Annotated in this window: 19 protein-coding genes; 2 read left to right on the plus strand and 17 right to left on the minus strand. The window is 61.1% G+C overall.

Features of this window, described 5'->3' with window-relative positions; all coding sequences use genetic code 11:
• From RBB29_RS14740 to RBB29_RS14795, 12 genes are all read right to left on the minus strand, one after another.
• Entirely contained in the window at nucleotides 1-1569 is a 1569-nt protein-coding gene (locus RBB29_RS14740; protein WP_306114437.1) for an SUMF1/EgtB/PvdO family nonheme iron enzyme, read from the minus strand.
• Nucleotides 1559-2776, minus strand: coding sequence for an ABC transporter permease (locus RBB29_RS14745; RefSeq protein WP_306121170.1), 1218 nt, complete (start codon nucleotides 2774-2776; stop codon nucleotides 1559-1561). The genes RBB29_RS14740 and RBB29_RS14745 overlap by 11 nt, the downstream gene beginning before the upstream one ends.
• Nucleotides 2773-3498, minus strand: coding sequence for an ABC transporter ATP-binding protein (locus RBB29_RS14750; protein ID WP_306114439.1), 726 nt, complete (start codon nucleotides 3496-3498; stop codon nucleotides 2773-2775). The genes RBB29_RS14745 and RBB29_RS14750 overlap by 4 nt, the downstream gene beginning before the upstream one ends.
• Nucleotides 3495-5444 carry a vWA domain-containing protein gene (locus RBB29_RS14755; RefSeq protein ID WP_306114440.1) on the minus strand — a complete coding sequence of 650 codons (1950 nt, stop codon included), beginning with the start codon at nucleotides 5442-5444 and terminating at the stop codon, nucleotides 3495-3497. The genes RBB29_RS14750 and RBB29_RS14755 overlap by 4 nt, the downstream gene beginning before the upstream one ends.
• Before the next feature lie 13 nt (nucleotides 5445-5457).
• The gene (locus RBB29_RS14760; protein ID WP_306114441.1) at nucleotides 5458-6576 is read right to left on the minus strand and encodes a hypothetical protein; all 1119 of its coding nucleotides are present in this window, start codon (nucleotides 6574-6576) and stop codon (nucleotides 5458-5460) included.
• On the minus strand, nucleotides 6576-9194 hold the full coding sequence (locus tag RBB29_RS14765) for a virulence factor SrfC family protein (RefSeq protein ID WP_306114442.1): 2619 nt from the start codon (nucleotides 9192-9194) through the stop codon (nucleotides 6576-6578). Before RBB29_RS14765 ends, RBB29_RS14760 begins: the two co-directional genes overlap by 1 nt.
• The gene (locus RBB29_RS14770) at nucleotides 9195-12173 is read right to left on the minus strand and encodes a virulence factor SrfB (RefSeq protein ID WP_306114443.1); all 2979 of its coding nucleotides are present in this window, start codon (nucleotides 12171-12173) and stop codon (nucleotides 9195-9197) included.
• A gap of 16 nt (nucleotides 12174-12189) precedes the next feature.
• Nucleotides 12190-13584: a hypothetical protein gene (locus tag RBB29_RS14775; protein ID WP_306114444.1), complete on the minus strand. Its 1395-nt coding sequence runs from the start codon at nucleotides 13582-13584 to the stop codon at nucleotides 12190-12192.
• Nucleotides 13585-13586: 2 nt separating this feature from the next.
• Entirely contained in the window at nucleotides 13587-14717 is a 1131-nt protein-coding gene (locus RBB29_RS14780) for a S1C family serine protease (protein WP_306114445.1), read from the minus strand.
• Entirely contained in the window at nucleotides 14710-15633 is a 924-nt protein-coding gene (locus RBB29_RS14785; protein ID WP_306114446.1) for a VWA domain-containing protein, read from the minus strand. The genes RBB29_RS14780 and RBB29_RS14785 overlap by 8 nt, the downstream gene beginning before the upstream one ends.
• Before the next feature lie 372 nt (nucleotides 15634-16005).
• Nucleotides 16006-16635: a pyridoxamine 5'-phosphate oxidase family protein gene (locus RBB29_RS14790; protein WP_306114447.1), complete on the minus strand. Its 630-nt coding sequence runs from the start codon at nucleotides 16633-16635 to the stop codon at nucleotides 16006-16008.
• A gap of 9 nt (nucleotides 16636-16644) precedes the next feature.
• Nucleotides 16645-17109 carry a nuclear transport factor 2 family protein gene (locus tag RBB29_RS14795; protein WP_306114448.1) on the minus strand — a complete coding sequence of 155 codons (465 nt, stop codon included), beginning with the start codon at nucleotides 17107-17109 and terminating at the stop codon, nucleotides 16645-16647.
• A gap of 135 nt (nucleotides 17110-17244) precedes the next feature.
• Between RBB29_RS14795 and RBB29_RS14800 the strand changes: the two genes are divergently transcribed.
• Nucleotides 17245-17799: a TetR/AcrR family transcriptional regulator gene (locus tag RBB29_RS14800; protein ID WP_306114449.1), complete on the plus strand. Its 555-nt coding sequence runs from the start codon at nucleotides 17245-17247 to the stop codon at nucleotides 17797-17799.
• On the opposite strand, the gene RBB29_RS14805 is transcribed toward RBB29_RS14800, so the two are convergent.
• Nucleotides 17796-18686, minus strand: coding sequence for an NAD(P)-dependent oxidoreductase (locus tag RBB29_RS14805; RefSeq protein ID WP_306114450.1), 891 nt, complete (start codon nucleotides 18684-18686; stop codon nucleotides 17796-17798). The two genes, RBB29_RS14800 and RBB29_RS14805, sit on opposite strands and share 4 nt — an antisense overlap.
• Before the next feature lie 60 nt (nucleotides 18687-18746).
• Here RBB29_RS14805 and RBB29_RS14810 point away from each other — a divergent pair, with 60 nt between their 5' ends.
• A complete protein-coding gene (locus RBB29_RS14810; RefSeq protein WP_306114451.1) occupies nucleotides 18747-21221 on the plus strand; it encodes a penicillin acylase family protein in 2475 nt (824 codons plus the stop codon).
• A gap of 7 nt (nucleotides 21222-21228) precedes the next feature.
• Here the strand turns inward: RBB29_RS14810 and RBB29_RS14815 are convergent, their stop codons facing one another.
• The 4 genes from RBB29_RS14815 to RBB29_RS14830 all read right to left on the minus strand — a co-directional run bounded on the left by RBB29_RS14815 (nucleotide 21229) and on the right by RBB29_RS14830 (nucleotide 24094).
• Nucleotides 21229-22353, minus strand: a complete 1125-nt coding sequence (locus RBB29_RS14815; RefSeq protein ID WP_306121171.1) for a M56 family metallopeptidase — start codon at nucleotides 22351-22353, stop codon at nucleotides 21229-21231.
• Nucleotides 22343-22738: a BlaI/MecI/CopY family transcriptional regulator gene (locus tag RBB29_RS14820; RefSeq protein ID WP_306114453.1), complete on the minus strand. Its 396-nt coding sequence runs from the start codon at nucleotides 22736-22738 to the stop codon at nucleotides 22343-22345. The genes RBB29_RS14815 and RBB29_RS14820 overlap by 11 nt, the downstream gene beginning before the upstream one ends.
• 76 nt (nucleotides 22739-22814) lie before the next feature.
• Nucleotides 22815-23093, minus strand: a complete 279-nt coding sequence (locus RBB29_RS14825; protein ID WP_306114454.1) for a DUF2160 domain-containing protein — start codon at nucleotides 23091-23093, stop codon at nucleotides 22815-22817.
• Nucleotides 23094-23296: 203 nt separating this feature from the next.
• Nucleotides 23297-24094 (minus strand): carbohydrate ABC transporter permease, encoded by a 798-nt coding sequence (locus RBB29_RS14830; RefSeq protein WP_306114455.1) that lies wholly within the window; start codon nucleotides 24092-24094, stop codon nucleotides 23297-23299.
• Nucleotides 24095-24157: the final 63 nt, after the last annotated feature.

Here is a 24157-nt window from a genome sequence, read left to right on the forward strand (position 1 = left end):
TCATTCCCGGCCGGTAAGCCTTGCATGATATGCTTCCAATTGATCAAAAAACACCTGCGGATCGGTGTCGGACTTTGATCGATATTCTTTCACGAAATCCGCAAACATCAACTGCATTTCGTCGGTCGTGTTCCTGGTTTTCTCGGACATTTCCGCAAGCCTCGCATCGTTTTCCTCGCGCACGATCTCCAATGCGTCGGCCAGGGTTGCTTCGTCGAAATCGCCCGCCGCATGGACAAGCGCGTTGAGGAAGATGTCCTTGGTGATGCTAAGGCGTTCACCCAGCCTTGTTCGGTACGCGATCAGGTCATCGTTCGCGGCCCCGGCGGCAATCACATCATCAAGCCTGACCCCTTCGTCATAGGTGACGATGAATGATCGGATGGCAAAAAATCCGCCCTGCAGGATCGTACGCGCGCTCCGGCTTTCGATGACATTGCGTCGCTCCATCTCGGTCTCGAAGGTTGCTTTGGCATCGAGAAGCGCCGCCTGAACATCCTCGTCCTTTTCAGCCGCGGCAATCTTGGCCAACGCCTCGATCGGGTCATCCCCCGGATCCAGCGCGACACGGGTTTCCCCAAGGTCGTGCCAACTGCTGTTGATATCGGTGATCCGTTTCTGATCTTTCAGGATCGGGGAGCCAAAGACGACCCGCAAACCGGTGTAAGGTTTGCCCGCCGGAAGTCCCGTGTCGGGATCAAACAGGCTCACCTCGTCACGGGCGGCGGTCCGCACGCGGTTCTCAGAGGTCAGGCAGCTTCCGCCACGGGCCGTTGCGCCGCCGATCTGGCCATGGGCATGTTCGCGCTTTCGGAGCTGATAGAGCGCCATCGTGTATTCCTGCACATTCCCGAGAATGTCGAAAAGCCCAAGGGGGTTGGCTTGCAGCAATCCCACCGACTGCGCCGCGCCATCACATGACTTGAAACCCGCAAACCAGACATAATCGAGCATCGGCCCGTCCATCGGGAAGAGCTTCTTGCGGCGCTCCGCCTTGGTTACCTGCAAGCCGCCCCGGGCGGCGAATTCCCACTCTTCCTCGGTCGGCAGGCGCACGAAAGCCTGGGGACCCGCTGCCGCTTCGAGCTCGTCCTTGGCGTTCTCGTACAGCCAGGCCGTATATTTGGCAGTGAATTCCTGGGCGTCAAACCAGCTCATTTCCTGCGCGGGTTCGGCGATCTCATCGGCGGGGGTTGGGCAGGTGTCGCCCATCACCGACTGCCATTGCTCCCAGGTGACCTCGTATTTGCCGATCAGGTAATACCGCTTGGCGGCGCTGGATTTGGTCAATCCGCCGACAAGAGACCGTGTGACAATGGATTCCGAATGCTCCTGCCCGGAGATGTCGGAATTGCCCATCTGCACTTCTTCGTCCGCCAGCCAGTTATCCACCGCCGGGGTGCTGACCTTGCGAAAAGTCATCGCACCGCCACAAGGCATCGGCAGGGTCACGTCCTCTTCCATCGGGACCGGGTTCCAATAGATCTCGTCCCACCGGTCCTGCGCCAAGGCCAGACCGGGCAGAAAGGCAGCAAGTGCCGCTGCGCGAAACGCTTGTCTAACGAACATCAAGAAAACCCTCTTCTGGTGTAATGGACGTGATCGCAAAAGCGGCACCGAGCGACGCGAGCGTCGCGACAACGAGCGTCGCCCCCGCGCTGGCGAAAATTTCCACCGGGGACAGGCGGGCCAGGGATTCTTCGACCCGGAATGTGCTGGCCAGGGCCAGGTCGAGGAGACCGGTCAGCAAGGCGTAAAAGACAATCGACAAAAGCCATCCGGCGACACCGATGACTGCCGCCTGGGTGATTGGGAGCAGGAAGGCGCGTTTGCGGCTCAGCCCCCCGGCGCGCAGCAGGCTTATCGGACGGCGGTTGCGGCTGATCGCGGCCCAAAGGCTTGCGGCAAAGGTGGCGGTCACGCCGAGCAGGCCGACACCCGCGACGGTATTGAACCCGCTATCGAGCGCGCTGCGCAGCGAGACCAGGTCAGCGGCCTTGTCCAGCGATGCGCCCGATGCGTACCCTTTCGCGGCAAGATCCTCGACCAGACGGAAGGCGCCATCGACATCCCGGGCATAAAGGCGCACGAGGGGGAATGTGTCCGGCGCCGGATAATCCGCGCGCAGCGGGTTTAGATCGAACCCCGTCACGTCCCCATGGGTCCAGTCCTGCAGAAGAAACAGATCACCCGTTTCCATCAGCGCACCGGTCCGGCCCCAGACGCCGGCGGGCAGAACGCCACTCACGGTCAGGGTCAGGAAAGCGCCGTCCGGGGCGTCATCGTTGGGCCGCATCAGGGCCTCGACCGGATCGCCGGGCGCAAGACCGCCCAGTTGCCCTGCCAGGGCCGCCGACAACACCACTTCGCCAGGACCGGGCGGTGCAAGACCCCCGCCGAGATACGGGTCCCCTGCCCCGGCGGCCAGGAGCGTGACGTTGCGCACCAGATCCCCGCCATCGACCGGCACGGCGAAATCCGACAGCACCGCGAGTTGGATCGGATGAGCGCCGATGTAGCGGACATCGGGATGTTGGCGAAGTTCCTCGACAAAGGCAGCCGAAAAACTGTCCTGCCCGATGAACTGGATGCGAAGATCCTCCGGATTTTCCAAAAGCGCCTGCGTTCGGTCGGCAATATAGCCGTTTTTGATGCCAAGGATGATGAGGAGCGGGACCAATAGTGCCGCCAGCCCGATGATCTGGCACCAGGTCGCCACCCGCGCGTGGCGGAGATCGGCATAGGCCAGTCTGCAGATCAACGGCGCCTTCATCATGCCGCCTCGAACACGGAGGTACGGTTGGATTTCTCGCCGGTTTCCGTCACCATGATCTCTCTGAACTGATACGCCTCGACCAGGTGTAACTGATGCGTCGCCAACACGATCGCGGCACCGGACCGGTCCGCCAGGGCAATCAGGCTGTCCATCACGCGGCTGGCGTTTTTGGCATCAAGCGCCGCGGTCGGCTCATCCGCGAGGATCAGCGCCGGCCGTTGCGCCAGCGCGCAGGCCACCGCCGCACGTTGCCGCTGCCCCCCCGACAGGCCGGCAGGCATCGCATCAAGCACCTCGCCCAGATCCAGCATTTCGACAAGCAGGTCGATCTCCTGCACCGGCAAAGCATCGGCCAGCTCGGCACTGCAGAGGATGTTTTCACGGATCGTCAGGAATTCGAGCAACCCGTCGCGTTGCGGCAGATAGGTGGCGCTTTGCGCGCGCAGAAGGCTAAGCAGGCTCTGATCGTTGCTGCGCCAGGCGTTTAGCACATCGCGGCCCACCAACCGGAAGGCAATCCCGTCATCGGGGTTCGTGGCCATTGCCAACAAGGCCAGGATGGTTGATTTGCCGCTGCCGCTTGGCCCGACAAGGGCGACCCTGTCACCCGGATGCAGGTAAAGTTCCGGCAAGGCAACCTCGAACCGGCGATCCTCATCGAAGCGCGCCTTGCGGAGCCCTTCGGCCTCAAGAATGTATCCCGACGCCCCCGCGCCGGTCACGGGATCATTTCCAGCGGGATCGGATAAACCTTCTCCGGCTCACCGGCTTCGGGGCTCAGCGCGATCCAATTGTCGGTGTCGGCATAGTAAAGCTCGTACATCGACAGTTTCGACTTGATCGTTTCGATCTGCTCATACCGACCGCTCCCGCCCATTTCGACCCAGGCCGTCGGCGAGATCTGCGTCAGATCGCTCTCATACGGCAATCCGCCCAGATAATCGCCCAGCAACTGGCCGAGATTGTCGAACTCTTCGACCTCCGTGACGCCGACGCCGCTGCTGCCGGGCAGTTTCTTGATTGTCGACGGGTCGCGCACGATGCGGGCCATGACGGTCCGGAGGACTTCGAAGAACTTGGACGGATCTTCCTGCTCGTTGACCGAGAAGGCTTCGACAACCGCCTGAAGCGTGACATAGACATCGTTCAACTGCGCCCGGGTCAGAAGCACCCGCGGCGCAAGCGCGATCCGGCGCGGATCATCCAGCGCGAAATCCGCGACCCAGGCTTCGTAGGTATCGGGCGCCTGGGTCTGGTTCTGGCGGCCAAGCCACTCAAGCTCCATCGCGTGACCCAGCTCCGAGACCGCGCAGGCGATTGAATCGGGATCGGCCTCACATGGATCAGGTGCACCGGCGGAACTTGCCGAGACCTGGGTGTTAACCTGGTTGAGCAAGGCTTCGGTCACGATGCTGACCTGCTCGGCAAACTCGTTTACGTCGCCGTTTTCGATCGGAAAGACATATGATTTCCGGGCGCGTTCCTGGTACGTCAGTTGCTCAAGCTGCGCGATCGAGTCGTCGTGATAGGCCCGGCCTGCCCGTGTCTTGAGGAACATCGCCATCGTGGCAATCCCAAGATCCTTGCTCAACCGTGTGCCAAGCAGTTGCGGTGTTGAATCCGACCCCGCGCCGTTTTCCGTCCCGACGAGCATCCCCGCATCACTTATGTAGATGATGTACTTGCCCCCGAAATCCTCCCAGGCCCCGGATTCTGCCGCCATCGTCAGGCCGCTCATGCCGTCTTCATCGAAATCATGGCTTGAAACGCTGGTGACCTTCATACCCTTCAAGGCCGAGAGGAAGCCGTTCTTGTCGAAATCGGGGTTGAGCGGGAAATACTCCTTGGAGCGGTACTCCAGACCAGGCACCTGCCCGACATCGCTGCGGAAACCTACGAGACCAAAGCTGAAGTCCGCCTCGCTCTCGGCACCGAGGATGCCGGACAAGAGGGATTCAATCGCGCCCCGCGTGGCGTCGATATAGGGCTGCATCGAGGTCGACGTATCAATCACGAAAACGATGCCGACATTGAAGGGACCCTGCGGCGTCTCTTCCTGTTCCGGGGGTTCGTTCTGGTTGATCGACGCGACTTTGAGGATCACCTTGGGCCGCCGATTGACCCGAATATCCGCATGTTCGAGGATCGGCAGCAGATAAAATTGCTCGGTCATCGGCACAAATTCCGCCGGTTCGACCGACAGAACCTTGCTGTCTCCCGCGCCGTTGCCGCCGCGAATGCTGGTCACCAGCAACTCCGCGCGGGTGCTCATCGCTTCATCCTTGAGGAAGCTGGTCAGCGCCTCCTTGCCGTCGAAGAAAAGCGACGGCAGGCGGCCTGCGGGGTTGGTGAAGGAGACGACGATGGTCTGTTTCCAATCGACCGACTTCGCAGCGTTCAGCCAGAAGGTCTCAGCCCCGCTCAGCTTTGCGCCGACCCGAAGCCAGGTGATGTCGTCAACCTCGCTTATCTCGAACACATAGTAGGATGAGAAGACCGGCGGCTTGCTTGTTGCCGTGCCGCCGGGCTGATCGAAGAGAACGGCACCCGGCCGCGTCAGCACGCGGTGATCGAGTTGGGTATCGCCGATCTTGAGCGGTTGCGCCCCCGCCCCCATCGAAAGGGACGTGAACCAGAGTGTGGCTACCAAGAACAGAATTGGTCTCATGGTTGTCTCCTCGCTACGAACAGGCTTCCCGCGCCTTGGGGAAGGCCACGCGCAGGACTTCCGACGCGGTCACATTGCCTTCGTCGCTGCGCTTTTTCAGGTCGGCCTCCAGCAGATCAAGTTTTTCCTTTGCACCTTCGACACCTTTTTCGCAGGCCATCGCATAATGGCTCAACGCCCTGATATCGTTGGCAGTTTCCGTCATGCAAGCCTCGAAACCCACGCTGTCCTGCTGTTCGGCCATCAACAGCGCCGCCTCACCGGAGCCCTCGCCAATGGCCCGGGAGATCAGGTTGCGTGCCGCGTCGCACTCACCGTCCTCTAACGCTGCAAGACCCTGCTCATAGGTGCTGAGTTCCGGTGCTGGTTCAGGCTCTGGCTCAGGGTCCGGCGCCACCGCTTCTTCGGTCTCATCAGCCTCCGCGATATCCTCTTCGCCCTCGGTCCCATCTTCGGTGGCGGCCTCGGCCTCAGCGTCGCCCGTGTCGTCGGTCGTCTCCTGCGCCTGTTCTTCGTCAGGGGACTGCTCCATGCCGAAGAAGTACCAACCGCCCGCCCCGATCAGAAGCAGGATGGGGATCAGGATCAGCACCCAGCGAAGCGAGGATTTGGTCTCCGGCTCCTCTTGCACAACTGGTTCGGGATCGGGCTCGGAAACCATATCGCCGGCATCATCATCGGGTTCGGGTTCCTCTATCTCTTCTTCCGGCTCTTCTTCGACCTGATCCGCGCCTCCCCCGGCGCCGCCGGTCACATCCCGCGTGACTGGTCCGGCCTTCTGTTCCACATCCGACAGGGTGACCGTGCGGGTGATCCCATTCCACACCACCACATCTTTGGCAGAGAGTTCCGGGATCATCAGCTCAACCACATCCTCGTCACGAAGCGCGTTGTCGACAAGGTCAGGGCCGAAAACCAGCAGGAGGCGGTCGCCGTCGATCCGGCTTTCCAGCGCCACGAAAGCATGTTCCACCTGCTGCCAGCCATCCGGCCCCAGGAACGGATTTTTCTGCGTGCCGCGCCGGACGATCGCGGTGTAGCCCTGCGATGGCAGGTCCGGTGCCGGGGCGGAAACTTCGACCTTGCCCCCCGCCAGCGGATCGACATTACGGATCTGGAGAATGTTGCCCATCAGTCTTCCTCCCAACCCAACATGCCCAGGATCTTGCCCATGGCCGAGTTCGCCTCGACATCGACGGTGCCGCCAGCGCCGAAGCTGGCGTTCTGGACGGTGACGTCCTGGATCGCATCCATCCAGTCCTTGAAGTACGTCAGGCGCAGACGCTGCATCGCCGTGGGATCTTCGGGCAGCTCTTCGGGCGGGAACGCATTGCGCTCGAACCGGCCCGGCGCGTTTTCGGGATTGCGCCCGTGCGGCAGGTTCAATTGATCGTTCAGCACGGCACTGGCAAAGATCGAAATCCGCCGCGCCGCCGCATCAAGCCGCATGGTGTTGGTCGTGAACTGGTCCACCCGGGTTTCGAGCGCGTTGGCCACGTTCTGCCGCTCAGCCCCGATCATCAGCTCTTCGACGAAACCGCGCAGGGTCTCTTCATCAACGCCGAGGCGATCACACCACGGGCTGTCCGGCACCTTCTCCGACAGGAACCGCGCCCACCATTCAATAAGGACCTTGCCAAAGCCGATTTCGGTCGTGGTGGTTTCGGCCGCCTCTTCACCGTCAAAGAGCGCGTCAAACACGTCCTCTTCGGGCGGTGTCTCGATATGGCTGCGACGGAACTGGCGATAAGCCGCTTCCATCAGCGACGCGTCCACCTGGAAACTGGCGATAAACGGTCCAATTTCACTGGGTTTCTTGCGCAGCGCGGCGATGAGTTTGCCAATCCGCGCCGTCCGCTCTTCGAGCCGCTTCTCGAGATCGCCGGATTCGTAATAGCCCGACAACTCGGTGCCGAGCATCGCAATTGTTGTCTCGGCCCGTGGCAGGATCTGGTCATATTTCAGATCCGGGTTACAGACCGGCGCCAGTGATTCCGCCAGCAGAGACGTACCGCCGTCATTCAGCTCAAGCAGCGCCTCGAGCTTCTTGTCCGGCTGCGCGACATGCTGCTTGACCATCCCATTATTGAGGAACTGGTTGCTGAACTTGTCGTCCAGATACTGCTGAAACTCGGCCGTCAGCCCGGTTTCAGGCGGGACGAAATCGTCGGGCGACCCATCGGGTTTCGGCTCGTACTCGAAAACACCCCGATCCTCGATCGCCGGGTTCCGGATCAGGAAGACATTGTCGAATGTCTTGCCCGGCACCCATTCCTTGATCCACCAGGGGTAGGCTTCGATGTTGTTCTCGAACCGCGCGGTGATCGGATCATCAAGCCCGACCTTGCGGATGAAAAGCGTGTCACACTTGGTCAGGCAATAGAAAAGGCCCGTGGGGACCCGGCTCCGCTTGGCGGGCGTTTCGCCATGGGTTCGCGTGATCCAGTCCTTCAAGAGCCCCGGCAGCGACTTGACCTCGAAATTCTCCGGCCCCGCGCAGAGCAGCATGACGTTCAGGTCAAGATCGGCGGCATAATTGTCGAAAAGCACCGCCACCTTGCCCCGCAGGAAGCAGTTCGACCGTGCCATCGGTTCGGAGGGCGCGCGCAGGAATTCATGCACCGTCGTGTTTTCCCGCGACCGCGCGCCGGGGAAATCGAGCAGGTCGGTATGGGTGAAAAACGGCCATGGCGCGGATTCCAGCGTCACGCAAAGCTCTGCGGTCAGGGCGGTCACCACGCACATCGGCAGGGTCACATTGGCCCCGGTATCCGAGACCACGGCCAGCGTCTCGGGCGATCCTTCGGCATCGAGATCGCGCAGCGTGTTGACGTGCAGAACCCCCCTGCTCCGGTCGGCGAGCGCGTTCAGGCCGGTAAAGACCAGCTTGGGATGCCCGAGCTGATCCAGCGCGGCCTTCAGCTTGGAATAGAGGTCGTTGAACTCCTCGAGTTCTGCCCAGAGCGGCGCGAGCGCCAACACCCTGCCCGGCCCATCAAGATAGGGCACCATGGTTTCAAGGATATGCCAGTAGCCTTCTGCCGTCTCCTGGCTCAGTACATGATCCTCAAGGTTCTTTTCGATGTATTCCCGAAGCTCGTAGACGTCTTCGATGCTCATCCCGGGCTGCGGCTTCGACTGCTTGAGTGGTTCGAGTTTCTGCGCAAGCGTGTCGATCCGCTCGGAGGTCAGCGACCGGTCCTCGGTGGTTTCGACGTCGGGGTCGGGCTGAATGCGATACTGCCCTTTGAGGTCATAGAGAAACGTGTTGGCCAGGATCTTGGGGATATCGACCTCGCGCAGCATCCGCAGCACCACGGGGTTGCCCGCCGGCGTGTCGAACGACCTGAGCGAAAAGCGGGTCACGAGGCCCGTCGTCTCATCCCCACCGGACGGGTTCACCTGCGACAGGAAATCCTGCCGAACCGCATCGTCGCCCGTGCCGAAGATCACATCGACGGGGCGTTCCTTGGGCCGGATCAGCTTGCCGATCAGGAAGGATTTCCCCATCTGGCTGGCGCCGAACACGCCCACGGACATGGGCCGCGCCGCCGCTGTGCCAAGGCGGCGTGCCTCGACGGCCTGACGGCGCAACTGCTTTTGCAGGTTCGAAATGCGCGGGCTGGGCTCCCGATGGGTGTCAAGCCATTCAACCGCTTGCGAAGAGGCGGTGGCCGCCGAATTGCACCGTTCCGCCAATGCGCGATCCTTGTCGCGCAACTCCATCTCGTTTGAAGCCGGGTTCGACATCTATTTCTCCCCCATCTGCAACACGCCCGTATCAAGCCAGTATCCGGCCTCGGCCTGGTTTTCGATCACCATCGTTTGCAGGCGGCAGACCACCGCCTTGGGCGACATGCCCTCACCATCGGCCTGATCCACCGATACGACCCTGAAATCTTCCATCGCGTGTTCTTCTTCACCTTCACGAGTGTTGTCGTTGCGCTCGAACGTGACCTTCAACGGCAGTTTGATCTGCGCAAGTTTGTCCGGATCGGCGAAATGCACGTGATAGAGCGGCGACCCCTGCCACCGCGCAATCGGCAATTGGCGGAAGCCGATAAACGTGCTGCTTTCCATCGACAGCGCGAATTCATCGACGCCTTTACCCGTGTCCAGATTGACGTTTTCCAGCAGGATCTTTTCGTTGGGGATCTTGCCCTCCGCCTCCATCGTCCCGATGAACTTGGCGGTCGAGCGCATCTTGAGCCCCTCGGTCCGCAAGGTCAGGTTACTCACCGATTTCTGGCAGATATGGGCCAGCATCGCGCCCACCACCGCGGTTGTCTTGGGATCACGAATGCGCCGGTCATCGGAGCGGAACGGATACCAGTTACCCACCGGGTATTGCCCCATGAGGATGATGCGATTGGCCGGCACCGGCATCGACGCCTCGATCATCCGGCGGATGATCGGGAATTGCGACGGCCGGCCGGAAATCAGCAGCGTGTCGCAGTCGTGGCACCGGACGAGATCGCACAAATCGCGGATCATCGGCCCCACGAGACCGTCAATCAACCGCTCGATCAGGGGGGCATCGAACGAAACCGTTGCATCGAGCAAGGTCGTTTCCGAATGCGCCGGAAGCCCCGCCGCCTCGCTGAACCATTTGAGCGCCGGTTCCGCGACCACCGTATCCTCCAGCAGGAGATCACCGAGGCGGAGCTTTTCACCTGGCGCGTGTTCGCCCTTTTCATAGCAATTGAGAAGGCCTATTGCGGCAGAGGAGAACACCTGCGAGACCAGTTGGGCACGCATCGTCCGCTCCCGCTGTCCCATGCCTTCAACATTGCCCCCAAAGAGTCGCGTCAGCAGCATCGTCTGGTTACCGATCCCGACCTCACCAAGCCACGTGCTGATCTCGGGCAGCAGGTAATGCTCGACGATTTCCTTGAGCATATCGTCCCCGGCAAGGCGGAACCCTTCGCGGAAGACCTGTTCCGGCGCCAGAACCGTATCGGTGCCGGGCTGGATATTATGCGAAAGGATCATCAGGTCGGTGGTCCCGCCGCCGATATCAATACTGGCCACCTTGAGCCGCTCTTCACCGGGGGTGTTGCGCGGGGATTGCGCCACAAGCGAGATGAATTCGCGTGGCGTGCCGCGGAACTTGTCCTGAATTTCGTTGTAGAGATAGACGAGGTGGGTGCAGGTCGCCTCGTCCCAATCGAGATGGATCCTGGGCTTGCTCAGGACGCTGCCGCCATCGGCATCGTCGTCCCAATCCATCACGTCCCAAACGATATCGACCGCCTCGGAAATCCGCTCGCGCATCAGTTTCTGTTCGGCCAAGGGGGTGGCCGTCGGCAGGGTCAGGATCACCTGCTTGATCGCCCGGGGGGCACCGGAGTTGGCCCGGTTGCGCCGGACATCGACCGAATTGACCTGGGTCGCCGCATGGATCAGCAGTTCGCACAGCATCAGCATGTAAACCGACGCCCGCGAATAACGCCGCATCAGCCCGGGCATCGCGCCTTTCGTGCGCGACACAAGCTGGCCGCTCTCGGTGAGCCGCGAGATGATCGGGCCGCGGATTTCCTGCGGCTCGGCATCCGCTTCGAGATGGGCGTTGTTGTTGGACCAGGGCTGCGGCCGTTCGGTCGTATCCCAGAGATAGCGTTTCGGACTGGAAAGGCCGCTGCTGCCTTCGGTGCCATCGGTAAGCGACGCCAGCCGCGCAGCCTCCGGCCCGATCCGCACCGGGCTCGGCCACCAGAAAGCCTCGCGCTTGGTGCGCTCGGAATCGCTCGCATGCCGCACCGATCCGAAATTCGACGAGGAAAACTCGATCCGGCTCTCGAAAGGTTCGGAATAGACCTCCTCTACCCGGCTCAAATCGCGCAGCTCAAGCCGGTAGGTCTGCGCCACATCCGCATAGGATTGTGAATCGCTGTCCTCGACCAGCACACCGCAGATGCGGCTGTTGCCGACGTCGAGCACGAGGCTGACATCGACCGGCTCAACCCGGCCATGGCGCGAAAAGATATCGACCAGTTCGATACTGGGCACTTCGCAGGCAGTCTTGATCGCCTCAATAAAGGTCATGTAGGCCGCCCAATGCTCGCCCGGGCGATTGATCGAGACCTTCTCGATCGGCTTGTCGCCTTGCCGCGCCAAACCGCGCACATAGGCCTCGCGCAGCCAGTTCGACACCCAGGCCCGGCTCATGAAACCAATGTTGCGATCGTGATCGGCGCAGAAGCCGAAATAGACCTTGTCGGTCGCATCGCTGTTTTCTTCCGGGGCGGTATAGGGCTGCCCCGGCAGGCGCGGTGTCAGAAGCGTGTCGAACGCCATGATGACGCGGTATTCGCGCCCCTTCTCGTCCGGCTCCGGCAGCTTGACGATCTTGATCCGCGACCAGGTGGTCGGCCCCTCGTCAAACCCCTTGTCAGACCGGCGAAAGAACGGAAACGGCAACCATTCATTGTCGAACCGCTCCAGCGCATCGGTGCCCTTGACGCTGTAGACGTTGTCGTCATCGACCTCCTGCATGACATTCGTGTCACGCGGATAATAGAACCGCGTCTTGTCCTCGGAACCCTGGTCGATATGGACGGGATAGATGGTCACCTCGGCCCCGGTCGCGTCATGTTCGACAAAGGTCACCGGGCGGGTCATGCTTTCGACCTGCGCCTCGGCAAAGGCGAAGTCCATGAACTGAACCCCCGAATTGGGGATCAGGCTGACCATTTCACTTTCGCGGAAATCTATGATGGTTTTGAGCACTGGACGGGCTTTCTGCTTATTCTATCACGGAAAATTCGGCGACGACGTCGAGGTTGCCGGGCTGGATCGTCCCCTGGTACCGCTGGCGTTCATCGCCGCGACGGATTTGCAGGACATAGGGGACTGAGGCATTTGGTGCTTCCTGCGACGAGGCGTAGTGGCGCACGAGCACCTTGTATTTCCCCGCCTCTGCGCCATCCGTCAGGAAAAAGGCGTTCTCGACGGGGTTTTGCCGGGGCGACGCGCTGTAGCGGTTGCATACCGCTCCGGCGGTCCCGCGCTTGCGATCCGAGCAGAGGTTTGCGTCAACATCGACCCGACCGCCACATTTGGTCGTGACCCCCCGGGTCTTGACCAACCGGCCGCCACTTGGGCAATCGACCATCAGGTCAAGATCGCTGTAGCCATTCCAAAGGAGTGTCACGGTCACATCGCCTTGCTGACCTTCGGCCTCTTCCCGGGCGCGGTCGATATCGGTTTCCTCGAAGTCCGGCAGCGGAGTTTCGTTGTCCGGATCGACCGCCGGATCAATCGCGGGGTCAACCTCGGGATCAACCTGCGCAAACCGGTTGGGGTCGGCTTCATCATTGCGGCGGTTGGCTTCGCGCACCTTGCTGGACTCGATCCGGCATTGCGGCGCCTGGGCGCTCAACCGGCGGAGGCGTTCGAGTTCGAGCAGCAATTCATCACGCTCATCCTCCGCCTCGGCCACGATGGTCGGTCCGGCGCACTTGCCGAGGATGCCGAAACTGCTTGGCACGCCCGCAGCACAAGCCCGCAGCAGAAGCCAGAGAATGATGGCCAGCAACAGGATGAAGAGCAGCCAAAGAAGCCACACCCAGAAGGGCCAGGCACCGCCCGCAACGGGACCGGAAGCAACAGGCGCCGCCGCAGCGACAGGGGCTGCCTTCTGAACTTGCTGCGGCACCACCCGGCGTTCTTTCAACAACGCGCTCAGTTCGACGGAGTTCTCGTCACGCATCCCCCACAACAGAAGGATCGGTTGCCCATCGGCGGCATAGACCATCTCTGACAGGTCCTTGCCCGCAGGCAACCGCTGGATTTCCTTGAGAAGCGAGGCCCATTGCTGCTGCTGCGGCTCCTTGCTGGCCTCCATCTCATCGGCAAGCGCGGTGATATCGCCCATCAGCGATGTCAGCTTTTCCGACACCGCATCCTGCGTCTCTTCGTTCAGGTCCTTCAACGGCCGGGGCTCGGCATCCGACGAGGCCATCCACGAGATCGACCCCTTGCCGCGATAGGGCTCCGCAAAGATCGCCGCATGTTCGTCCGACAGCTTGGATTTCAGGAACGCCTGAATCTGATCCCAGCTGTCATGGACCTGATGCTGTCCGACAACGAGGGCGCGGAACCCCGAACTGTCTGTCTCACTGAGAAATCGCCGCGCCATGACTACTCCGACGCCAGCTTCGTCGCGCCGTTACACGCGGTGGAGACGAAAGGTGGGGCGACATTGTTCGCGGTCAGGAAATCGGCAAGGTTCTTGCTCGACAGCGCGTAATCCCCGTGCAGGACCAGATCACCCTCGTCAGACTGCGTGACGAAGGTATTGATGCCCACCACCCGGCCACAGACATCAACGAGCGGCCCGCCGCTATTGCCCGGTGACAGGCTCGCCGTGTGCGGAATGAAGTCCAGCGCACCGGTGGGTCGTTGGGCGGTCTGGATCGTGGTCACGATGCCGTTGGTCACAACGCCCTGGGGCGGCTTCGCCTCCTTGCCTTGCGAAATCGCCTTGGCATAGGCCACCACTTCGCCCTGGACGAAGAAGCCGGGATAGCCACTGGCATAGACGTCCTGCGTCCGCGCCGCGGAAGAGAGGCTTAACGGGATGGCCGAGGCCACGGGCGCTTCCAGCTCGAGCAAGGCAAAGTCGGGCTGCGGCAACCGCATTCCCGTCGGATCGGGCGACTTGGAGACGACGCGCGCCTTTAGCGGCTTACCGATCAGGTCATTCGTCACGATCAGTTCGGACGCATCACCGACCACATGGGAATTCGTGGCGATATGGGTCTTGCTGACGAAGAACCCGGTGCCGGACCCCAACCCCTGCTCTTCCATCCGCAGGATCAGGACAGTACCACCGCGCAGCAGGTCATCCATGCTGCCGGAGAAGGACGCTTGCGACTCTTCGGGAAGCGCCTCTGGATCGGGCTTCGTGCGCGATGGTGTTGGCGGCAGAAGGTCGATCTTGTCGGATGGGTCGGGCGCCGCTTCGCCTTCTTCGACCGCGAGCGGGTAAAGCTCCCCCTCGTAGACGCAGACCCCTTCGCGCTCGACTGTGCCAAGCCGCCGGATCTCTTCCCTCAAGCTCTGATTGCTGTCCTTGAGCGCCGCAACAACCACCTCTTCGGGGGCCGCCGGGTAACGCAGTACGCCGGGGATCAAGAGGACGATGAGGAGGATTGCGGCAAGCGTGACAGCAACCACAGGGGCGATCCACGCCGCGCGTCGGCGTACCTCGGTGCCGCCTTCACTTTCGGGAGGCTGCTGCGACGCTTGATTTGTCGATTGGTCACTCATCTTTTCCCTCCGAGCTGGATCCGCTCTGGTTTTCTTCCTGGTTGATCGCGCGGCATTCCTCGGCCGAGAGCTGCCCGCCCGCCTGCCGCACCGCGCGCATCAATCCGTCGATGTCATCCGCCTCAAGGAAGCGGCCATTGGTGGCGCGCGCGATGCAGGAATTCGCCGAGGCCGCCTTGGCCAGCGAGACAACACTGACATTCGCGTAAGGCAGTTTCTGTTTCAGTCGCGCCGCCGCCGCGCAGGGATCCCCGTTGCAGCTGTCTTCGCCGTCGGACAGGATGACGATGTTGACGGGCCTGTCGGGCGTCCGCCCGGCTTGGGTCTGGCCTGGCAACTCGTCGATGGCCTTGGCCAGCGCGGTCGATTCCCGAAGCCTGAGCCGCCGCAACGCGGCCTCGTACTCGGTCGCCTGCCCGCGGGAATAGGTACCCTCGTTGGCGACACGCACATTACATTGCGCAAAGCTCAGGAGTTTGAGGCGTGTATTGTCTGGCAGGTTTCTGACCAGCGGGTTGAGGGCACGGCGGGCAATGTCGATCCGGTCCGGCTTGTTGGGGTTTTTCGCCCGCTGCTCGGTCCGCAGGTATTCCTGGTAAATCCGTTGCTGGTCAAAAAGGCCCGCCCGCTGGAATTGCTTGGTGAGATCATTCAGACGTTGCACCAGTGCAGGATCCAGCCCGTAATCCCACGCCATGCTGAGCGAGACATCGAGCAGAACAAGCAGATCATCCGCCGGCGGCACCTGGCAATTCGCCAGTTCTTCCTCTTCCACCTCCGGCACTGGCTCTTCTTCAAGCTCGGCGTGCTCTTCTTCCGGCACGGGGATCTCGCACTGCTTGGCCTGGTTGATCCGCGTCAGCCAGTTGTCGCGCTGCTGCAGCAGCGACCGGTTTTCCTTCTGGATTTCAAGCAAACCGACCTGAGCCGGTGACTTGCAATAGTTGAGCCACCCCCAGCCAAACCCACATGCATTCAAAAACAAATAGCCGGACGCAAAAAGTAAAAGTGCAAATGCGAGCCACAGGACCAATGCAAGTGGACCAACGCTTCTCTTAATCAAAATGAATTCTCACCCCAAAAAACCACCCTGAAAGCAACGATGCCAAAAAAGTGATCTTCTGTCTATCGCTTCCTCAAGAATTTTGGGGTTTTTCAGATTGATAGCCCTTGACTTGCCGAACAGCCGGGCAAACGCCCCGGCGAAAAGAGGCGGCAATTCCTTTCCGGCAACGCAATTACATTGGTCTTTATTGTCGGCTGGCGACCGCCCTCGACCCTTTGCCCGTCACGCCTTCGATGCAAGGGCGGCCTTCAACTGTTCGTTTTCCACCTTAAGTTGAGCCATCTGGTCCTGCAGCGGCGCGAGGATCGGCTGCATCTCTTCAATCGTAAGGCGCACCGGCAGATGCTGCGGGCAATTCCAGTCGAACGCCTCAATCTCGACGAGCACTGCCCGCTCGGGTCTCCCGCGATAGCTGCTGTCATGGAGCCTTTCGATCAGGTCCGGATCGTCCGATGCATCGATCATACGCGCCCTGCCAAGGATCTTTAGGCGCGCGGAATTCGGATAATCGACCAGGATCATCGAGATGCGGTCGTCGCTGCTCAGGTTGCCCATGCTGATATATTGGCGGTTTCCACGGAAGTCCGCATAGGCGATCGTCTTTTCATCGAGCACCTTGAGAAAACCGCGTGGCCCGCCGCGGAACTGCACATAGGGCCAGCCTGTCTCGGACACGGTGGCCTGGTAGAAACCATCGCGCATGGTGATGAATTGCGTCTCCTGCGGTCCAAGAAGGTTGCCGCCCGTGACCTCATCGGCAAGAAACCTGTCATTGATCTTTGCCGAGCCCTGCCGCTCCTGGATCTTGCGGACCTCGGGCGTAAAGGCCAGTTCTGCGAATGCTTTTGCCATTGTCTTCTCCTAGAGGCCAAGGTCACTCAGACAGGGATGATCGTCGGGCCGGCGGCCCTGCGGCCAATGAAATTTTCGATCCGCCTCATCGATGGGAAGGTCATTGATGCTGGCGATCCGGGTCGCCATCAATCCATCGGCATCAAACTCCCAGTTTTCGTTTCCGTAAGACCGGAACCACGCCCCTTTGGCGTCATGCCATTCATAGGCAAACCGCACGGCGATACGATTGCCGTCATAGGCCCAGAGTTCCTTGATAAGCCGGTAGGCCTGCTCGCGTTGCCACTTCCGCGTCAGGAACGCCTCAATCTCCGCCCTGCCCCGAAGAAACTCCGCGCGGTTCCGCCAAATGCTATCCAGCGTGTAGGCCAGCGCAACCCTGCCGGGATCACGCGTGTTCCATCCATCTTCGGCGGCCCGTACCTTCGCGGCAGCGGTTTCGGATGTGAAAGGCGGCAGTGGCGGGCGGGACATGGGGTTTCTCCTGAAAGTGTACCGATCGGTAACTCTTATCAAGAAAGTTTACCGATCTGTCAACCTTTGCCTCGCAATGTGCCGCCAAATCGGCTAACGCTTGAGCGCACCATCAATTGACCCCGAGGCCCCACCATGCGGCAGACCAAGAGAGACGAACTTGTCGAAAAGGCCCTGATCGTCTTTTACGAAAACGGGTTTCATGCCACGGGAATGGACACGCTGGTGGCCAAGACGGGGATTTCCAAGACGTCGATGTACAAGCATTTCCGGACCAAGGAGGATCTGATCCTGGCCGCATTGCAATTGCGCGATCAGTTGTTCCGGGACCGGATGGTTGCACGGATGGAAGCGGCCGGTAGCGATCCGAAAACGCGGATCCTTGCCCTGTTCGATTTCCTGGACGAGTGGTTCAAGACACCGGACTTCAAGGGCTGCATGTTCATCAAGGCATCGTCAGAATTCCCCGATGAAAACCATCCGATCCGGCAACAGTCAGCGGAGCACAAGCGGTTGATCGAAACCTATGTCAGCGACCTCGCGAGGGACGCGGGCCTGAGGCAGCCGGACCGGATCGCCCGGCAGCTGATGCTCCTGAAGGAGGGCGCCATCGTGGCCGCCCATGTGGCCCGCAACGACACCGCCGCACGCGACGCGAAAGAGGTGGCCGCGACGCTGCTTGCCGATTAATCCAGTTTGCGGAGCCGTTTGAAGAGGCTCGACGTGTCCCAACGGCCGCCGCCCATTTTCTGCACGTCCTTGTAGAATTGATCGACCAGTGCCGTCACCGGCAGGGATGCACCGTTTTCGTTTGCCGTAGACAGACAGATGTCCAGGTCCTTGCGCATCCAGTCCACCGCAAAGCCATGGTCGAAGACATCGTCAAGCATCGTCTCGTAACGGTTTGCCATCTGCCAGCTTCCGGCGGCACCCTGGCTGATGACCTCGACCACAGCGCGACCGTCGAGCCCGGACTTCTCGGCGAAATGCAGCGCCTCGCTCAACCCCTGCACCAGACCCGCAATAGCAATCTGGTTGCACATCTTGGTTTTCTGACCTGCGCCGCTTTCGCCGATCCGGCGGCAGATCTTGGAATAGATCGAGAGGATCGGCTCCACCGTGTCATACGCGCCCTGATCGCCCCCGCACATGATCGACAGGACGCCGTTTTCGGCCCCCGCCTGCCCACCCGAGATCGGCGCATCGACAAAGGAGAGGCCCTGTTCGGCGGCGACCGCGTAAAGCTCGGCCGTGACTACGGCAGAAACCGTGGTGTGATCGACAAAAATCGCGCCATCGCCCATCCCGGCAAAAGCGCTCTCGTCGCCGAGGCAGACCGACCGCAGATCGTCGTCATTCCCGACACAGGCCATCACGATCTCCGCCCCCTCCACCGCGCCGCGCGGGGTTTCGGCCATGGTACCACCGTGTTCCTCCACCCATTTCTGCGCCTTGGTGGCGGTGCGGTTATAGACACAGACCTCGTGCCCTGCCGCCTGCAGGTGTCCGGCCATCGGATATCCCATCACGCCAAGGCCCAGAAATGCCAGCTTTGCCATCTTCTCATTCCTCCCCATTGTCTCGGTTCGGATTTCTGACTATCCCCGCTAGTGGATGCAAGGGAAATCGGGGCAGGCATGGCTCAGGTCTTTAAATGGTTGTTGCGGATCGCCGGGGGCATGGTGCTCCTGGCGGTGATCGCCGTCTTCGGGCTCTATTTCCTGCTGTCACGGTCACTGCCTGATTACGATAAAACGATCTCGGTCACCGGCATCACCGCGCCGGTTGAGATCGTACATGACAATGCCAATGTGCCGCATATCTTTGCCGAAAACGACGCTGATGTGTTCTTTGGCCTCGGCTACGCCCATGCGCAGGACCGCCTGTGGCAGATGACGATGCTGCGCCGCACGGTGCAGGGCCGTTTGTCCGAAGTTTTCGGCCCGCGCACGATCAACATAGACAAGGTGTTGCGCCGGTTTGACCTCTATGGCGCGGCGATCCGATCGGTCGAGGTGCAGGATGCCCGCACCCTTGCCGCGCTCAAGGCATATTCGGCGGGCGTGAATGCCCGACTTCAGGACATCAACGATGCGGCCCTTGGACGGGGCGCGCCCGAGATGTTTGTTTTTTCCAACCCGATTGCCCCCTGGCAACCGGCGGATTCCATCGCGATCATCAAGCTCCTCTCGGTGCAGCTTTCGGCGCATCTTGAAAACGAAGTGCTTTATGCGCGCACCTCGCTCGCCCTGGACGACGAAGCCCGTTTGGCGGATATCATGCCCTTGGCCCCCGGCAGCGGCATCGCCGCCCTGCCCGAATATGCAAGCCTCTTCCCCGGGACCGCCCTGCCGCAGATGACCGCGCGCGCCGAGGCGCCGAAACATCCACTGTCGCCGTTCAACAAACGCGCCTTTGCCGGAGCGTCGAATGCCTGGGCCGCGGCGCCGGCGCGCTCCGCCTCCGGCGGCACACTTCTGGCCAATGACCCGCATCTGGGCTTCACCGCCCCGGGCATCTGGTACCTGGCACGGCTCGAGCTTTCCTCTGGCGGTGTCATTGGCGGCACCATCCCCGGCGTGCCCACGGTGATGACCGGACGCAGTGCCAATCTGGGCTGGGGTATCACCTCATCTTATCTCGACGATCAGGATGTGTTCATCGAGAAGGTGAACCCCGACAATCCCGGCGAATACCTGACCCCCGATGGCTTCACGCCCTTCATCACGCAACGCTCGATCATCCGCATCAAGGATGCCGATCCGGTCACGCTCACCCGCCGCTGGACGGAGAATGGCCCTGTCCTGCCCGGCTCGCATTACAACCTCGATCAGGTGACGCCCTCGGGCCATGTGGCGGCGGTTTCATGGACCGCGCTCAGCCCGCAGGATACGACCATGAGCGCGGCGATTGAGCTGATGTATGCCGACACGGTAGACGAGGCACTTGCCGCCGGAGAGAGGTATATCGCGCCGTCGCAGAACCTGACCCTCGTGGATCAGACCAAGATCGCGATGAAGACCATCGGCGCCATGCCCCGCCGTTCCGCGGATCATGAGAGCCAAGGGCGGATGCCGTCGCGCGGGTGGATTGCCGAGAACCGCTGGAAAGGGATCAGCCCCTATTCCGCCAACCCCGAATTCATCGCTCCCGCGGGCGGGCTTCTGGGCAATACCAACAACAAGACCGTCGACCGCCCCTTTCCGCTTCATGTAAGCTTTGTCTGGGGTGACACGCAGCGGGTGCATCGCTGGAAGAAACTGATGGAAAGCCGCGAGGTGCACACCCGCGACAGCTTCATCGAGGCGCAGCTGGATGCGGTCAGCTTTACCGCGCGGTCCCTGCTGCCGCTGATCGGGGCAGATCTGTGGTTCACCGGAGAATCCGCGCCCGACGGCACGCCGGAGCGCCAGCGTCAGCGCGCGCTGCAACTGCTGTCGGACTGGAACGGCGAGATGAACGAGCATCAGCCAGAACCGCTCATCTATGCCGCGTGGCTCCGTGCCTTGCAGGAACGGCTGATCCGCGATCAGCTTGGGCCACTAGCCAATGAATTTGCCCACCCCAACCCGGTCTTCATCGAACGGGTCTACCGCGATATCGACGGCGCCTCCGCCTGGTGCGATGTCAAACAATCCTCGCCGGTGGAAACCTGCACCGATATCGCGCGGCTGGCGCTTGATGACGCCCTGATCTGGATAGGAGAACGCTATGGCACGGCCCTCGAAAGCCTGCGTTGGGGGGATGCGCACCAGGCAACCCATGACCATCCGGTGTTGGGCGAGGTGCCGGTGCTGCGGTATTTCGTGAATATCCGCCAATCCACCTCGGGCGGCGACAACACGCTCCTGCGGGGCCGCACCCGTGGCAGTGGCGACGAACCTTTTCAGAACGTACATGGAGCCGGGTATCGCGGCGTCTATGACTTCGCCGATCCCGACAGCAGCGTGTTCATCACCGCGACCGGGCAGTCCGGGCATTTCCTGTCACGGCACTATGACGATCTGGCGCAGCTCTGGCGCCGGGGGGAATACATCCCGATGTCGCTAGACCCGGAACTGGCCCGCGCCGCGGCCGTGGGCGTGACGGTGCTGAACCCTGCCCCGCAGTGATCTTGGGTCAGTAGCGCGTCGCCAATGTCCGTTGATCCAGCCGCTCAAGATTGACGATTGTCGACAGCATCAGGCGATCCTGGCTCCAATCTGCGCTGTTGCTTTGCGAGGCGAGCGAGCCGAAACTGATCGCCGCCACAAAGGGTAGGATCATCAACCCGGTCACCAGCCGCGATGGTGCGGCCTGCGCCTGGGTCAGCATCGAGAGTACCCGCCGCTTGAGGAACCGCGCCGCCCGCCGCCCGCCTTCAGGCCGGACCAGCGGTACCGTCGGCACGATGATCTGCGCCGGGCGGTTGCGCCCCATGGCATTGTCACAGACCCGTAGCAGGCAATCGCAGTAGTCCTGGAGGCCGATCCGGCGCCGGGTCAACACCTGCTGATCGCAGGCCAGTTCGCGCAACTCCTCGATCTCACGCTTGAGATAAGCAAAACCGGGGTTCCAGAAAAACACGGGGCGCAAAACCTCGACCGCGATTTCCCAACCAAGGTCACCTTGCCGCATATGCTGTAGCTCGTGAGCGATGGCGATGCGCAGGTCATCGGCCTGCGACAGCAGCCCGGAGGGTAGAACGATATACCGCCGGCCCATCCCGCGGGTCGAGAACGGCACATCCACGCGGTCGGTAAGGACAATGTCGATGCCGCGCAAGCTGCGCCACAGGAACCCACCCCGGATCACCGAGCGGACTTTCAACGCATTCCGAAGGAGCCGCGCCGCGTAGATGGAAAAACCGGTCGCCAGAACCGCGGCCACCATGATCCCGAGCGGGGAGCCGAGGGTCGTGACCTGTTGGGTGAAGACCGTGCGTGACATCCACAGGGCTTCGAATTCCGAGGGCGCCATCTGGAACCGCCCGTTTAGGAATTGCGCCAGCGCATAATCCGAAAGGCTCGGGGAATACCCGCTGCCAAGAAGTCCCGCCTGCGTTACCACGGCATGACCTGCAATGACCAACGGCGCCAGCGCCACGGCAAGGCAGATCGCATAGACCATCTGCAACTGCATCAGGCCAGCCTGCCGGAACGAGGTTCGGTTCAAAAGGACGCGGGCCGCAAACCACAAAAGAGCCGCAAGCAAGAGAACCAGATTTGCATCAATATACGCATTGAAAATCGAGTTAGCCGTCATAATCGGTCAACCTCCTGTCCAAGAGCGCCCGTATCTCCTCCAGCGCATCTTCCGACAGCCCGTCATCATCAACCAGCCGCGCCACAAGCGACGCAGGCGTCCCGTCGAACAGCTTGTCCGACAGGTTGCGCAGGGATTTCGACTGATAGGCTTCGCGGGCAAGCGCGGGTTTGTAAATCAGGGATTTGTTGACCTTTTCGCTGGTCACGAACCCCTTCTGTTCGAGTATGCGCAAAATCGTTGCGGCCGAGGTGTAGGCAAGGTTGCGCCCCGGTGCCAGACGCGCCAGCACATCCCGGACGCTGCCTTGGCCAAGCGCCCAAAGCTCGGTCATGAACTCCAGTTCGACCTCGGTCAAAAACTCACTCTTTTTCTTCTGACGCATTCGATTTTCCGATTTACCAAACTGCTCACAACCGGCGCAGTCTAGGATGGTTCCGCTGAAAATGCCACTCTGGGCTTCAGACCTTCCAGAAGCAGAAAACACCCCAGGCGATGCTAAGCCCCAAAGGCGCCCAGAGCGGCATGCCCACAAGGCCAAGCCAGGCCAGAAAGATGTAGACCGTCCCCAGGAGAGAGATGAAAAGCCGGTCCCCGCGGGTGGTCACAAGGCCAAGGACGCCCCTGCGCTCATCCCCGCCCGGGCGACGGATTTCAAGCACCGTGATGATCCCCATGGCGCTGAAAATACCGATAAAAACCAGCGCCGTTGGCCATGTCCATGCCATCCAGGAGAGCATTGTCAGGTCTCCAACTTCTTCAGGATTGCCTCGGGATCATCCGTGTGAAGTTTCTGTGACACACTCCCCAAGAGCCTGATTTGAACATATTTACCTTGCGCGTCCTCTCCGGAAAACGCAGCGCAAAGGTTGTCTGTCTCGATGATGTGAACGCCAGACTCTTCTTTGTGTTCCGACGCCAAAATCCGTATCTTCGTCATTTTTCATACCCTCCCTAAAGCAAAGCCCTTGGCGATGTAGTTGCGCACGAAATAGATCACGATGGCCCCGGGGATGATCGTGAGCGTCCCCGCGGCGGCCAGGAGGCCCAACTCATAGCCCGCGCTTGAGGCGGTCTTGGTCATGGTGGCGGCAATCGGTTTGGCCTCCACTGCTGTCAGCGTCTTGGCCAGCAGAAGTTCGACCCAGGAGAACATGAAGCAGAAGAAGGCCGCCACGCCGACGCCCGCCTTGATCGATGGCAGGAAGATCGACACGAAGAAGCGCGGGAAGGAGTAGCCGTCAACATAGGCCGTCTCGTCAAGCTCCTTGGGCACGCCGCCCATGAACCCTTCGAGGATCCAGACCGCCAGCGGGATGTTGAATAGGCAGTGGGCGAGCGCCACCGCCAGATGGGTGTCAAAGAGGCCGACGGCGGAGTAGAGCTGGAAAAACGGCAGCGCGAATACCGCCGCGGGTGCCATCCGGTTGGTCAGCAGCCAGAAGAACAGTTGCTTGTCGCCGAGGAAGCGATAGCGGCTGAACGCATAGGCGGCAGGCAGCGCCACGGTGATCGAAATCACTGTGTTTATAGACACATAGAGGATCGAGTTAATGTATCCCCAATACCAGCTCGGGTCGGTGAAGATCACCCGGTAATTGTCCAGCGTGAAGGTCTGCGGAAAAAGCGAGAAGCCCGCGAGGATTTCATTGGTCGTCTTGAAGCTCATCGCCACCAGCCAATAGATCGGCAGCAGCAGGAAGATGATGTAGACGATCGGGATGAGTGAACGCTTACGCATGGCCGTCACCCTTAATAGAGGCCGCCTGCGCCATGCCCGACCTCGGGAGGGTGTGACAGCTGG

It is taken from the genome of Roseovarius sp. MMSF_3359 (assembly GCF_030733385.1).
Classification (GTDB): domain Bacteria; phylum Pseudomonadota; class Alphaproteobacteria; order Rhodobacterales; family Rhodobacteraceae; genus Roseovarius.